This window comes from Nonomuraea terrae, assembly GCF_044465245.1.
Classification (GTDB): domain Bacteria; phylum Actinomycetota; class Actinomycetes; order Streptosporangiales; family Streptosporangiaceae; genus Nonomuraea; species Nonomuraea terrae.
Genome location: NZ_JBITLL010000003.1, coordinates 587,010 through 600,146 on the forward strand (window position 1 = coordinate 587,010; position 13,137 = coordinate 600,146).

Sequence of the window (13,137 nt, forward strand, 5' to 3'; positions counted from 1 at the left end):
CAGACTTCGCGCCCGGCCAGTCGCGCCGGCCTTGCCCGCGGGCGCCGGAGCTCCGGCATCCCCGTTCTCCCCGGGACATTGGTCTAGGCCATTGGTAAAACTTGCGATTTCTTCGCTACTGAATACCCGTGAGTAATGCACAGTGACGGAATTTCTACGAATGTTCTTCCGGCTGTGGGCTGTTGACCCGGTCCTCTGGGGCAGAAACTCGCCGTAGGCCCCCAGGGGACGGCAAAGGAGTGAACAGTGACAGATCGCCTCAAGGGAGCTGCTGAGCAGCTGCGGAACGAATGGGACAACAGCCCTCGCTGGGAGGGCATCGAGCGCACCTACACCGCCGAGGACGTCATCAGGTTGCGCGGCAGCGTCCAGGAGGAGCACACACTCGCCCGGCTCGGCGCCGAGCGGCTGTGGAGCCTGCTCCACACCGAGGACTTCGTCTCCTCGCTCGGCGCGCTCACCGGCAACCAGGCGGTGCAGCAGGTGCGGGCGGGGCTCAAGGCGATCTACCTGTCGGGCTGGCAGGTGGCCGCCGACGCGAACCTGGGCGGGCACACCTACCCCGACCAGAGCCTCTACCCGGCGAACTCCGTGCCGGCGGTCGTCCGGCGGATCAACAACGCGCTGCTGCGCGCCGACCAGATCACCTGGTCGGAGGGCGTCGAGGACGCGCCGCACTGGCTGGCGCCGATCGTCGCCGACGCCGAGGCCGGCTTCGGCGGCGTGCTCAACGCGTTCGAGCTCATGAAGGGCATGATCGCGGCCGGCGCCGCGGGCGTGCACTGGGAGGACCAGCTCGCCTCCGAGAAGAAGTGCGGCCACCTGGGCGGCAAGGTGCTGATCCCGACCGGCCACCACATCAAGACCCTGAACGCCGCCCGGCTCGCCGCCGACGTGTGCGGCGTGCCGTCACTGATCGTCGCGCGGACCGACGCCCAGGCCGCGACGCTGCTGACCAGTGACGTGGACCCGCTCGACCAGCGGTTCATCACCGGCGAGCGCACCGCCGAGGGCTTCTACCGGGTCAGGAACGGCCTGGAGGCCTGCGTGGCGCGCGGCCTGGCGTACGCGCCGTACTCCGACCTGCTCTGGATGGAGACCGGCACGCCGGACCTGGACGTGGCACGCGCGTTCGCCGAGGCGATCAAGGCCGAGTACCCGGACCAGATGCTCGCCTACAACTGCTCGCCCTCGTTCAACTGGAAGAAACACCTCGACGACTCCACCATCGCGAAGTTCCAGCGCGAGCTGGGGCACATGGGGTACAAGTTCCAGTTCATCACCCTCGCCGGGTTCCACTCGCTCAACTACTCCATGTTCGACCTCGCCCAGGGGTACGCCACCGACGGCATGTCGGCGTACGTCGAGCTGCAGGAGGCCGAGTTCGCGGCCGAGCGGCGCGGCTACACCGCCACCCGGCACCAGCGCGAGGTCGGCACCGGCTACTTCGACCTGGTCAGCACCGCGGTCGCACCCGACTCCTCGACCACCGCGCTCAAGGGCTCCACGGAGGAGGAGCAGTTCCACGGCTGACCATATGAGCTCGCCGGACTCCTCCAGGGCATGCGAGGGCTCCCCGGCGACGGCCGCGCCAGTCCCCCCAGCACTGGCGCGGCCTGCTCATGCCCGGTCCCGGACGCAGAGCCGTCGTCCGGGGCCGGGCGTTCGAGCGTTCACGGGCTCGGCGTCGCGGTCGGCGTCGGGGCTTCGGAGGCCGAGGAGGTGGGTTCCGGGGTCTCGCCGGGGCCGTCCTGCGGGATCGTGGTGATCGAGCCGGACGGCCGCGGGCAGTCCCGCCGCATGGCCGGGTTGCCGCGGCCGCGACCGGCCGGGTTCATGCAGCCCGGCTCGTCGACGCCCGGCCGTCCCGGTCCGGCGGTAGGCGCCGGCGGTCGGGTGCGTCCGCGCCGCGGCGGAGGGCTCACCACCGTGGGCGGCCCCAGGGTGCGTGTGACGATCAACATCGGCACCGTGGACGCGGGCGTCTCGGGCCGGGGTGTCGGCGTCCTGACCGCGCGCACCGGGGGCCGGACCACCGGGGTCGCGGTCACCGGCCGCACGGTCGAGTCGGCGCTTCCGTACGTCCGCACGGCCGGCGGGTCGCTCCGCAGCGCGCCCTCGGCGACACCGAGCCCGTCGCCACCGGAGGCCGCGACGACCGTGACGGCCGCCATCGACACCGTGGCCAGGGCCGCGAAGCTGGCGTGCGAGAGTTGCGCTCCCAACCGGGCTCCCGACCGGGCCCCCGACCGGGCCCCCGACCGGGCTCCCGACCGGGCCCGGCGCCGGCGCGGCCCGGAACGCTCCATCTCCTCGGCGAGCCGTTCGTGTCCTCCCGTGTGCGGTACGGGCGTCCAGGTCTTGGCGAGCACGTCCTCCACCGCGCGGCGCAGGTCCCACGGCTCCGCCACTCCCCCGGCGGCCAGCAGCGCCCGCAGCAGGTCGGCGGCCTTCGGGCGGTCGGCGGGCTCCTTGGCCAGCGCCGCCGCCACGGCAGGACGCAGCAGGGCGGGCACCCCGTCGATCCGCGGCGCCTCGAACAGGATGCGCCGGGTCAGCACGTCGGGCTCCCCGCCCCCGAACGGATGGTGCCCGGTCGCGGTGAAGGCCACCAGGCAGCCCCAGGCGAACACGTCGGAGGACGGCAGCGCGGGCCCGCCGGTCAGCCGCTCCGGCGCCACCCAGCCGGGGCTGCCCATGACCTGCCCGGCCTGCGTGAGCGCGCCGGCCGTGTCCACGTCACGGGCGATGCCGAAGTCGATGACGCGCGGCCCCTTCGGCGACAGCAGCACGTTGCCCGGCTTCAGGTCCCGGTGCACCAGTCCCGCCTCGTGCACCGCCACGAGCGCGGCGGCCACTCCCAACGCGACGCCGTAGGCCAGGTCCGGCGTGAGCGGCCCCCGGTCCAGGACGACCTGGGAGAGCGCGGGGCCCGGGATGTACTCGCTGACCAGGTAAGGACGGTCCCGGTCGGTGCCGTCCTCGACGACGGCGGCCGTACAGAACGGCACCAATCTGCGCGAGAACGCCACTTCCTCAGCGAAGCGGGCCCGCAACGTGGCATCGTTGAGATGCACCGCGTGCGGCGTCTTGAGGGCGACCAGGCCGCCTTGAGGGTGTTCGGCCAGGTACACCACTCCCATCCCGCCCGTGCCGAGGCGGCCGAGGAGCAGATATCGGCCGATGACGACCGGGTCCCCCACCGTCAGCGGTCGCACGCCCGCAGGCATGTCGCTCGCACCACGCGCCATCCGGTTCGCCTCTCCTGTCCGCGGTCACGGCCAAGCACACTGTGGCCGCATCCGGAGAGGCTTTCCGCACGTCTTGCATAAGGGGTATTGGAGGTAAGGCTTTCGTACCCCTTAAGTCAGTAAATACTGTGATCAGGTGGTCTGAAGTGGTGAAACGGGCGACTCAGGAGGCGATCGCGGCGGCCTCTTCCGCCTCGACCTGACGGTTCCAGTCGCGCTTGACCGCCCGCCACGCCTCGTCGTCGACGCCGATCCGCCAGTAACCGGAGATCGACAGCCGGTCGAGGCCGATCCCGCGCTCCACCCGCAGGTGGCGGCGGAGCTCCTTGACGAACCCGGCCTCGCCGTGCACGAACGCGTGCGCGTCGCCCTCGGGGAACTCCAGCCCCCGCACCGCCTCCACGAGCCCCACTCCCACGGGACGGTCGCCGCGGTAGACCCACGTGACGCGCGCGTCCGCGGCCGTCGTCAGCTTCTGCTCGTCCTCGGGCCCGTCCACCTCGACGAACACGTGCGCGAGGGCGCCCGCCCGCAGCGCCTCCAGCGACGCCGCGATGGCCGGCAGCGCGCTCAGGTCGCCCACCAGCAGGTGCCAGTCGGCGTCGGGATCGGGCGCGTAGCCGCCGCCGGGGCCCAGCATGAGCAGCTCGTCGCCGGGCACGGCGCGCTCGGCCCACGGCCCGGCCAGGCCCTCGTCGCCGTGCACGACGAAGTCGAGGGTCAGCTCGAGGGCGTCGGGGTCCCAGGCCCGCACGGTGTACGTCCGCAGCCGCGGCCACTGGTCGCGCGGCATCGTCTCCCGGCACAGCTGCATGGTGAACGGCTCGGGGTAGTCGACCCCGTCATACGGGAAGATCAGCTTCACGTAGTGGTCGGTGAGCCCGGAGGTGGCGAAGTCCGCCAGTCCGTCGCCGCCGAGGACCACGCGTACCATGTGGCGGGAGATGCGCTCGGTCCGCTGGACGACGCCCCGATGTTCAGCCAAAACAGCCCCCTGACAATATGTTAGGTATACCTAACCTTACACTTTCCGCCGCGCCGGCGTACGCCGATCTTGGCAAAACGGACAATAGTCACGCTGCGGCCGTGCCGCCCACCGAATCCGCGCGTTCGGCCACCGCCGTCAGGAACTGTGACATGTGCCGGAAGGCCAACCGCGCCTCGGGCACCACGTCCGCCAGGATCGGGAAGACGTGCGGCATCCGCCGCCACTCCTCGTACCAGACCGGCACCCCCGCCTCCCTGGCCCGCGCCGCCACACGCCGGGCCTCGTCGCGCAGCACCTCCGTCGACCCCGTCACGATCATCAGCGGCGGCAGGCCCGTGAAGTCCCCGTGCACCGGCGAGACGAGCGGGTCACGCGGGTCCAGCCCGGACGTCCAGCGCCGCGCCAGCCAGCGCACCCGGCTCTCCGGCAGCAGCGGGTCCTGCCACCGGTTCTCCCGGCGCGGGCTGTCGGTCAGGTCCGCCCACGGCGACAGGCAGATCGCCGCCCCCGGAAGCGGGATCCCCCGGTCGCGCAGCGCCAGCAGAGTCGCCAGGGTGAGGTGGCCCCCCGCGGAGTCCCCCGCCACGATGACGTCCTCGGGCGCGTGCCCGCGCCCCAGCAGGCACTCGTACGCGTCCAGAGCGTCGGTCAGCGAGTCGGCCAGCTTGTGCACCGGCCCCTGCCGGTAGTCCAGCGCCAGCACCGGCCGCCCGGCGATCGCCGACAACCGCCACGTGATGGACCGGTGCGTGCACGGCGAGCAGAAGAAGTAGCCGCCGCCGTGGAGGTACAGCACCACCTTGCGCTCGTCGACCCCTTCGCCGCAGCGCACCCATTCCCCGCCGCACGCGGTGAACGCCTCCTGCCCGAGCGAGACGTGCGCCGGGTGGGGAACCTGGACCAGCCGCGCGAGGTCACCGAGCCGGGCCGCCCCGAACAACGCCAGCGGGTGGCGCATGAGCAGGCTGGACGCGGGCTTCAAGGTGCCCCACATGAGCCCGATGAGCGCCCGGGCCTGCCAGCTCATGGGGTAGTCCGGCACCACATCCTTGTCGATCCCCATATCGACCCTCCGAGGACTGTTGTTCCCCTTTCAACATCGTCCTACCGGCCAGTAAGTATCTCGTCCCTTACATGGATATTTCGGCCCTGTGACACGGCGCCCTCGCCCTGAGCCCCTTCCCCGACGGGGCGTCGTCCTGGTCTTCTGCCCCAGGAGGGCCGTCCCGCACCCCGGTGATTAATTCGTTGCGGGGCCACCGCCTCGCGGCCGATAATCGCATGTTTCCCATCGGTAAATCCGTGCGCCGACCCAGGCACGTCCCGTCACTGTGCTGTCACTCTCCGGAGGTGTGCGACGACCCCCCTCTACGCCAGGCTCGTCTGGTACGGCTTCAGAAAGCACGCCACCTATGTCGGGGCGGCGCTCGCCGGCGCGTTCACCAACAGCGTGTTCGGCGTGCTGCGCGCCTACGTCCTCATCGCGCTGTGGCAGGCCCGCCCCGGCCTCGGCGGCTACGACGTGGCCGACGCCGTCACCTTCTGCTTCGTCACGCAGGCGTTCATCGGGCCGATGCAGCTCTTCGGCGGCGGCCTGTCGCTGCCCGAGCGCATCCGCAGCGGCGACGTCGCGCTCGACCTCGTCCGCCCCGTCTCCCTGCAGCTGTGGACCCTGGCGGAGGACGTCGGCAGGGCCGCCTACCTGTTCGTCGTCCGCGGCCTGCCGCCCATGCTGCTCGGCGCCGCCGTCTTCGGCATCGTCGTGCCCGCCGACCCCGGCCGGTGGGCGGCGTTCCTGGCCGGGTTCGCCATCGCGGTGGTCATCAGCTTCGGCTGGCGCTATCTGATCGCGCTGTCGGTCTGCTGGCTGCTCGACGACCGCGGCGTGGCCGTCCTGTCGATGGTGCTGACCACGTTCTTCAGCGGCATGCTGGTGCCGCTCAACCTCTTCCCCGGCTGGTTCGGCGACCTGGTCAACGCGCTGCCGTGGGCCGCCATGGTCCAGCTGCCCGCCGACCTCTACCTCGGCAAGGCCCCCGTGCCGGAGACGCTCGCCGTCCAGGTGTTCTGGGCCGTCGTCCTGCTCGGTCTCGGCGCGCTCGGCACGCGGGCGGTCCGCCACAAGGTGGTGATCCAGGGTGGTTAGGACGTACTTCCTGCTGGCGTGGACGTGGACGCGCGCCGCCGCCGCCTACCCGGCCTCGTTCGCCCTGATGGTGCTGCTCGGCTTCGTCGCCGCCGCCCTCGACGTCGCCGTGGTCCTGATCATCTTCGCCAACACCACCGCCCTGGCGGGCTTCTCCCGCGAGGAGGTGCTCTTCCTGTACGGCGCCGCCGGCCTGTCCTTCACCCTGTGCGACACGTTCGTCAGCAACATCGACCGGGTCAGCCAGCACATCAAGGCCGGCACCCTCGACACGTTCCTCATCCGGCCGGTCGGCGCCTGGGTCCAGCTCACCACCGACCGCTTCAACCCCACCAGGGTCGGCCGGGTCCTGCAGGCCGCCGTCGTGCTCGGGTACGCGATCGCCGCCCTCGGCATCGGCTGGGAGCGCGGCTGGATGATCCCCGTCATGGTGGCCACCGGGGTGGTCATCTTCGCCGCGCTCTGGACGCTCGCCGGGGCCGTGCAGTTCGTGCTCACCGACGCGCCCGAGGTCACCAGCGCCTTCACCTACGGCAGCAACCAGCTCACCCAGTACCCGCTCGCCGTCTACGCCCGCGACCTGGTCAAAGGCGTCACGTACGTACTGCCGCTGGCCTTCGTCAACTGGCAGCCCGGCCTGTACGTCCTCGACCGCGACGACCCCTTCGGCACACCCGGGGCCATGCGGTTCCTCGGACCGGCCGCCGCCCTCGTCCTCGCCCTGCTGGCCGCGCTGGCCTGGCGGCAGGGCATCCGCCACTACCGATCCACCGGGAGTTGATGATCATGATCGAGCTGGACCGGGCCGGACGCTCGTTCAAGGTGAAACGGAACGTCGTCCACGCCGTACGCGACCTGTCGCTGACCGTGGCGGCCGGGGAGTTCGTCGGCTGCCTCGGCCCGAACGGCGCGGGCAAGTCCACCACGATCAAGATGCTCTGCGGCATCCTGACGCCCACGTCGGGCACGGTCCGGGTGGCCGGGCTCGACCCGTCGCGGCGGCGCACCGCGCTGGCGCGGCGCCTGGGGGTGGTGTTCGGGCAGCGGACGACGCTGTGGTGGGACCTGCCGCTCGTGGACAGCTTCGCGCTGATCCGGCACCTTTACCAAGTAGATCGAGCGACGTTCCGAGCACGCCTCGCCGAGCTGACGGAGACACTCGACCTCGGGGCGTTCCTGCGCACGCCCGTGCGCCAGCTCAGCCTGGGCCAGCGGATGCGCGGCGACCTGGCGGCGGCGCTCCTTCACGCGCCGGACGTCCTGGTGCTGGACGAGCCGACCATCGGGCTCGACGTGGTGAGCAAGGCCGGCATCCGCGACTTCCTGCGGCGGGTCAACGCCGAGCGCGGCACGACCGTGCTGCTGACCACGCATGACCTGGGCGACATCGAGCGGTTGTGCCGCAGGGTCGTGCTGATCGGCCACGGGCGGCTGGCGTTCGACGGGAGCCTGGAGGAGCTGATGGCCACCGCGCCCGGCCAGGCGTCCATCGAGGAGGTCGTGACCCGCCTCTACACCGCCGGCGCTCAGTAGTAGCTGCCCTCCGGTTGCGGCTCGTAGTCGTCGTCGAGCTCCTCGTCGCGGCGCGCCCAGCGCGAGGGCATCAGCACGGGGATGAACAGGGCCACGCCGAGCAGGGCGTACAGGCCGGTCGTGAGCATCGTGCGGTTGCCGAGGCCGGCGTCCCTGATGATCTGGTGGACCGACTCCCCCGTGGGGATGAACGACAGCGCTCGCGTCTTGTCCAGCGCGTAGACCACCGTCCAGGCCAGCAGCACCATGGAGGGCACGAACGTCGCGAGCGGTGAGATGCGGCCCGCCGCCACCAGCCCGACGACCAGCCCGACGGCGGCCAACGCGCCGAGGGCGATCCACAGGTTCTGGTTGCTGGGCAGGTCGGCCGAGGCGTTGAGTGCGGCCTGCTGGACCGCCCAGCCGCCGCCTCCGATCACGGCCGCGGTCACCACGAGTCCGACAACTAATCCACCCAAATGCCGCAATCTTCTCACCTCTATGTGAACGTGGTGGATCCGACCATAGCGACAAAAGCCATTTACGGCCCAGCCCTTGCGCAGCTTGGAACAAGAGGTCGTAAGACTGCCTGCCCCGTGAGAGCATGGGGCACACCCATGCGTGCGCACCTACCCCTGAGGCTCGCGCGGACAGCCGCCTTCGCCGCCGTCTGCGTGACGCTGGCCGCGTTCGCCCACCTGCTCGGCGGCGGCTCCGCCCCCGAGCCGGGCACCGCCGGCTTCGCGCTGGCGGCGGTGGCCGTGCTGGGGCTCGCGCTGTGCGGCCGGGAGCGTTCGGCGGGCACGATCAACCTCGTGCTGGTCGGCGCGCAGATCGGGCTGCACGAGCTGTTCGCCGGCGAGGGCGCCGCCTACGTCTCGGTGCACGGCCACGCCCAGGGCGGTCTGGCCGTCAACGCCGGCATGCTGCTCACCCACCTGACCGCCACGGTGATCACCGGCCTGTGGCTGTCGCGGGGCGAGGCCGCGCTCTGGTCGGTGCTGCGCCGCCTCGGCCGCCGCCTCGTGCTGCTGGAGCCGCCGGCCGCCGTGCCGGCCGTGCGCCCGTGCGCGCCGGTCGTCCGCACCCGGGTCGTCCCCCCTCAGCCGGGTTTCCGGCACTGCCTGGCCAGGCGTGGTCCTCCACTGCCCGCCTGACCTTCTGACACCTCGTTCTTTCCAGACCCAAGTGGAGATTCCGCATGTCCTTCGTACGCCGTGCGGCGACCGTGCTCGCCGCCACCACCGCTCTCACCGCCGCCCTCGCCCTGCCCGCGCTGGCCCACGTCACCATCCAGCCGGGCACCGCCGAGCAGGGCTCGTTCTCCAAGGTCGCCTTCCGGGTGCCGAACGAGCGCGACGACGCCTCGACCACCAAGGTCGAGGTGTCCTTCCCCACCGACCACCCGCTGGCGTTCGTCACGGTCAAGCCCGTGCCGGGCTGGAAGGTCGAGGTCACCGAGGGCAAGCTGCCCCAGCCCGTCACGACCGAGTACGGCCCCCTGGAGGAGGCCGTCACCAAGGTCGTCTGGTCGGGCGGCGAGATCAAGCCCGGCGAGTTCCAGGAGTTCGAGGTGTCCATGGGGCAGCTGCCCACGGACGTCGACCAGCTCGTCTTCCCGACGAAGCAGACGTACTCGGGCGGTGAGGTCGTCGACTGGGCGCAGGCGCCGAAGGCCGACGGCAGCGAGCCGGAGCACCCCGCGCCGCTGCTCAAGCTGGTGCCCGCGTCCTCTGCCGGAGGCGGTCACGGGGCCGCGCCGGTGAGCGCGTCGCCGGCCGCCGCGGCTCCGTCGGTGACGCCGGTGGCCGCGGCCGGCGCTTCCGACACCACGGCCCGCGTGCTCGGCGGCGCCGGGCTCGTCGTCGGTGTCATCGGCGTCGCGGTCGGCGTCCTCGGCCTGCGCCGCCGTCCCACCGCCTGACGGTCCGTCCCGTGCCGGGGAGCCGATCCCCGGCACGGGGTCAGGACGTGATGTCCTTGCCGGAGAAGCGGGCCCACGCGATCGAGCCGAACAGCGCGATGTAGGCCGCGAACGCCAGCAGGCCGTCCCACAGCGCCGCCCAGTCGATCGGGGCGCGCAGCACGGCGTCGAAGTCGGTGAACCGGGCCGGCAGCAGGTACGGCGTGATCACGTCCAGCTCGGGGATCGCGCGCAGCACCTGGCAGACGACGACCAGCACCATCGTGGCCGCGATCGCCCCGATGGACACCTCGGTGAACGCCGACAGCGCCAGCGCCACCGCCGCGAGGGCGGCCATGCCGGCGCCGACGTAACCGACGGCGACGGCGATCCTGACCAGCCCCTCTCCCATGGAGATCGTGGTGCCGGACAGCAGCGTCAAGGGCCCGGCCGGGAACAACACCAGTCCCGTCAGCAGCGACGACAGCGCCACCACGGCCGTGGCCGCGTAGGCGTAGATGGCGGCGTTCAGGTACTTCACCAGCAGCAGCCGCGTCCGCCCGGCGGGCGCGGCCAGCAGGTAGCGCAGCGTCCCGGCGCCGGCCTCGCCGGCGAGCGCGTCGCCCGCCACCACGCTCACCGTCACCGGCATGAGCAGCAGCACCAGGAACGAGAACGCGAAGAACGTCAGCATGAGGCTGTTGCCCGCCACCGAGGCGATGACTCCGCCTATGCCGTCGTCGGGCGCGCTGACCAGGCTGAGCGCGATGCCGATGATGATCGGCACGATGGCGAGCACGGACAGCATGAGCAGGTTGCGGGGGCGGCGGAAGGTCAGGCCCAGCTCGGAGCCGAGCAGCCGCCAGAACGCGCCCGCCCTGCGGGGCAGCGGCGCCGCAGGACCGCCCGCCCTGCCGGGCTCGGGCTCGCGTGGTGTGCGTTCCGCGGTGCTGCGGGTCTCCGTCACCGGCACGAGCCCCGGTGTCCGCCGCGGCCCCGGCCCCGGTGCGGTCGCCGTCGCGGTCCCGCCGGCGGGCGGCGTCGTGGCCTCCGTGGCCGGTGAAGTCGTACGGGACGGTGTCGCGCTCTCAGCCGTCGACATCGAAGCCCTCCCCTGTCAGTCGCACGAACACGTCCTCGAGGCTCGGCCGGACCACGGCCAGCCCCCGTACGGCCACGTCCTCGCCCACCAGCGCGGCGTTGAGCCGCTCGGGCGCGTGCCCGCCCAGTTCCGCCGTCACCGTGCCCCCTTCGTCCGTGCGGACGTCCGCCAGGCCGAGCGCGCCGAGCACCCGCGCGGCCCCCGCCGCGTCCGGCGTCTCCACCCGGATCCGCGCCGCCAGGCCGCCGCTCAGCGACGCGATGGTGCCGTGCGCGACGAGCCCTCCCGTGCGCATGATCGCGGCGTGCGTGCACATCTGCTCCACCTCGGCCAGCAGATGGGAGGAGACGAACACGGTGGTGCCGTCGGAGGCGATCTCCTTGACCAGCGCCCGCACCTCGCGGGTGCCCTGCGGGTCGAGGCCGTTGGTGGGCTCGTCGAGGACGAGCAGCTCACGCGGCCCCAGCAGGGCGGCGGCGATGGCCAGGCGCTGACGCATGCCGAGGGAGTAGTGGCGGTAGCGCTTGCCGGCGGCGGCCGACAGGCCCACCCGTTCGAGCGCCTCGGCGATCCGGCGTCGCGCGGTCGCCCTGGGCGCGGTCGGGTCGGCGGCGTCGAAGCGCATCAGGTTGGCCGCGCCCGACAGGTACGGGTAGAAGGCCGGCCCCTCGACCAGCGCCCCCACCCGCGGCAGTGCCTCCGCCTGGGGCAGCCCGAGCACGGAGTACTCCCCCGCGGTCGGCTTCACCAGGCCGAGCAGCATGCGGATCGTGGTCGTCTTGCCGGAGCCGTTCGGACCCAGGAAGCCGAACACCGAGCCGCGCGGCACGCTCAGGTCGAGCGTGTCCACGGCGACCTGCCCGCTGCGGAAGCGCTTGGTCAGCCCTCGGGTGACGATCGCCTCGCCCCCGGAGGGCGGGGCCGCCCCGAAGGGCGCCCCCGCTTCGCTCGTGACGGCGGTCACTTGACGCCCGCCGCCCTGGTGATCTCCTCCGGGGTGACCGCGCCGACCAGCAGCCGGCCGTCGTCGGTCAGCAGGGCGGTGACCAGCTTGGTGCTGATCAGCTTGCCCGAGCCCCACGGGCCGCTCACCGGGGTCGCGGACGCGAGCACGCTGTCGAGCAGTGCCGCCCCCTCGCCGCCCTCCTGCGAGGCCTGCGCGGTCACATCGTTCAGGTCGAACGGCACGACCGCCACCGTCGTCCAGCCGTCGCCGACGACCTTCGCCTCGCCCGCGACGTCCTTGGCCCGCTCGGCGTGCTCCTCGGCGTGCCTGCCGGCCTCCTCGGGGAGGGCGAGCGTGTTCTCCTCCACCTTGGCGCCCGCGGGCGGGGTGAAGGTGAAGTTCTCGGCCGCCGGCGGCGTGAACGTCACCTGGGTGAACCCGATCTGGAACGCCGGCTCCGCCGAGCCCTTGGCGAACACCTGGACCTGGAGCGGGACGTACGTCTCGCCGTCGAGCGCGATCCGCACCTCCTGCACCAGCGAGCCCGCGTCCTTCGGCGACAGCACGAGCTGATAGACCGGGCGGCCCGCCACCTCAGCCGTGTTGATCACCCGGACGGTGGTGTGCTCGTCGGCCTGGGCGAGCAGCCGCTCCGCCGCCTGCTGCGGCGTCAGGTCGGGCGTCCGCGGCACGGGGGCCGGGGTGTGCGTCGGGGCGGCGGGCGCCTTGACGCTCACCCGCGTGGCGGTGTTGGTGGCGCTGTCCCAGTACCACGCCTCGCCGCCGTTGACGATCAGGTTGGTCTCGTTCATCTGGGTCGGCATGGCGACGCGCAGCTTGTCGGCGGCGCCGTACCAGACCTTCACCTCATGGGACCCGGACAGCAGGCTCAGCGGCGACGACGCGCCCGCCTGCGAGAGCGCGGGCAGCGACGGCAGGCCGAGCGAGGCCGTCTGCTGCACCGTGCCGGACATGGGCGGAATGCCGCCCTCCTTGCCGGTGGCGGCCGCGGCGTCGGCCAGCAACTGCTCCGCCGAGCGTTCCGGCAGTACGGGATCGCCGCTCACCGCGGCGATCACCGGGCCGGCGCCGATCGCGGCCCCGATCACGGCCGCCGCCGCGATCGGCACTCCCCACCTCACGAACGTGCCTCTGCGCATCTCACTCCTTAACGGTATGTCGATGCTCAGAGCCTGCGTCATGCATCCTGTGGTGAACCTGAGACAGCCTGAGACGCCTCTCAGCCGCGCCCGCGGGCCGGGCCCGGGCACCACGGCCGGCCCGGCCCG

At 72.2% G+C, this 13,137-nt stretch carries 13 protein-coding genes; 6 read left to right on the forward strand and 7 right to left on the reverse strand.

The window, feature by feature from the left end; all coding sequences use genetic code 11:
- The first annotated feature begins 246 nt into the window (after window positions 1-246).
- Window positions 247-1,533, forward strand: a complete 1,287-nt coding sequence (aceA, locus tag ACIBP6_RS15195; protein WP_397052464.1) for an isocitrate lyase — start codon at window positions 247-249, stop codon at window positions 1,531-1,533.
- A 140-nt stretch (window positions 1,534-1,673) separates the two neighbouring features.
- On the opposite strand, the gene ACIBP6_RS15200 is transcribed toward aceA, so the two are convergent.
- The 3 genes from ACIBP6_RS15200 to ACIBP6_RS15210 all read right to left on the reverse strand — a co-directional run bounded on the left by ACIBP6_RS15200 (window position 1,674) and on the right by ACIBP6_RS15210 (window position 5,302).
- Window positions 1,674-3,218, reverse strand: coding sequence for a serine/threonine-protein kinase (locus ACIBP6_RS15200; RefSeq protein WP_397052466.1), 1,545 nt, complete (start codon window positions 3,216-3,218; stop codon window positions 1,674-1,676).
- Between the two features lie 196 nt (window positions 3,219-3,414).
- Window positions 3,415-4,236: a siderophore-interacting protein gene (locus ACIBP6_RS15205; protein WP_397052467.1), complete on the reverse strand. Its 822-nt coding sequence runs from the start codon at window positions 4,234-4,236 to the stop codon at window positions 3,415-3,417.
- Window positions 4,237-4,324: 88 nt separating this feature from the next.
- On the reverse strand, window positions 4,325-5,302 hold the full coding sequence (locus tag ACIBP6_RS15210; RefSeq protein WP_246075594.1) for an alpha/beta hydrolase fold domain-containing protein: 978 nt from the start codon (window positions 5,300-5,302) through the stop codon (window positions 4,325-4,327).
- A gap of 396 nt (window positions 5,303-5,698) precedes the next feature.
- On the opposite strand from ACIBP6_RS15210, the gene ACIBP6_RS15215 reads away from it, so the two are divergent.
- Genes ACIBP6_RS15215 through ACIBP6_RS15225 form a run of 3 tightly spaced genes read left to right on the forward strand, consistent with a single transcriptional unit; the run spans window position 5,699 to window position 7,918 of the window.
- Complete coding sequence (locus ACIBP6_RS15215) at window positions 5,699-6,385, forward strand: ABC transporter permease (protein WP_397052469.1); 687 nt, start codon at window positions 5,699-5,701, stop codon at window positions 6,383-6,385.
- Window positions 6,378-7,166 carry an ABC transporter permease gene (locus tag ACIBP6_RS15220; protein WP_397052471.1) on the forward strand — a complete coding sequence of 263 codons (789 nt, stop codon included), beginning with the start codon at window positions 6,378-6,380 and terminating at the stop codon, window positions 7,164-7,166. Before ACIBP6_RS15215 ends, ACIBP6_RS15220 begins: the two co-directional genes overlap by 8 nt.
- A gap of 5 nt (window positions 7,167-7,171) precedes the next feature.
- The gene (locus ACIBP6_RS15225; RefSeq protein WP_397052473.1) at window positions 7,172-7,918 is read left to right on the forward strand and encodes an ATP-binding cassette domain-containing protein; all 747 of its coding nucleotides are present in this window, start codon (window positions 7,172-7,174) and stop codon (window positions 7,916-7,918) included.
- Here the strand turns inward: ACIBP6_RS15225 and ACIBP6_RS15230 are convergent.
- On the reverse strand, window positions 7,912-8,376 hold the full coding sequence (locus ACIBP6_RS15230; RefSeq protein ID WP_397052475.1) for a hypothetical protein: 465 nt from the start codon (window positions 8,374-8,376) through the stop codon (window positions 7,912-7,914). The genes ACIBP6_RS15225 and ACIBP6_RS15230 overlap by 7 nt on opposite strands.
- Before the next feature lie 138 nt (window positions 8,377-8,514).
- Here ACIBP6_RS15230 and ACIBP6_RS15235 point away from each other — a divergent pair, with 138 nt between their 5' ends.
- Window positions 8,515-9,054, forward strand: coding sequence for an MFS transporter (locus tag ACIBP6_RS15235; RefSeq protein ID WP_397052477.1), 540 nt, complete (start codon window positions 8,515-8,517; stop codon window positions 9,052-9,054).
- Window positions 9,055-9,098: 44 nt separating this feature from the next.
- A complete protein-coding gene (locus ACIBP6_RS15240) occupies window positions 9,099-9,821 on the forward strand; it encodes a YcnI family protein (RefSeq protein WP_397052479.1) in 723 nt (240 codons plus the stop codon).
- A gap of 40 nt (window positions 9,822-9,861) precedes the next feature.
- Here ACIBP6_RS15240 and ACIBP6_RS15245 read toward each other — a convergent pair whose 3' ends face one another.
- Genes ACIBP6_RS15245 through ACIBP6_RS15255 form a run of 3 tightly spaced genes read right to left on the reverse strand, consistent with a single transcriptional unit; the run spans window position 9,862 to window position 13,008 of the window.
- Complete coding sequence (locus tag ACIBP6_RS15245; RefSeq protein WP_397052481.1) at window positions 9,862-10,902, reverse strand: ABC transporter permease; 1,041 nt, start codon at window positions 10,900-10,902, stop codon at window positions 9,862-9,864.
- A complete protein-coding gene (locus ACIBP6_RS15250; protein WP_397052483.1) occupies window positions 10,889-11,866 on the reverse strand; it encodes an ABC transporter ATP-binding protein in 978 nt (325 codons plus the stop codon). The genes ACIBP6_RS15245 and ACIBP6_RS15250 overlap by 14 nt, the downstream gene beginning before the upstream one ends.
- Window positions 11,863-13,008: an outer membrane lipoprotein carrier protein LolA gene (locus tag ACIBP6_RS15255; protein ID WP_397052485.1), complete on the reverse strand. Its 1,146-nt coding sequence runs from the start codon at window positions 13,006-13,008 to the stop codon at window positions 11,863-11,865. The genes ACIBP6_RS15250 and ACIBP6_RS15255 overlap by 4 nt, the downstream gene beginning before the upstream one ends.
- Between the last annotated feature and the right edge of the window lie 129 nt (window positions 13,009-13,137).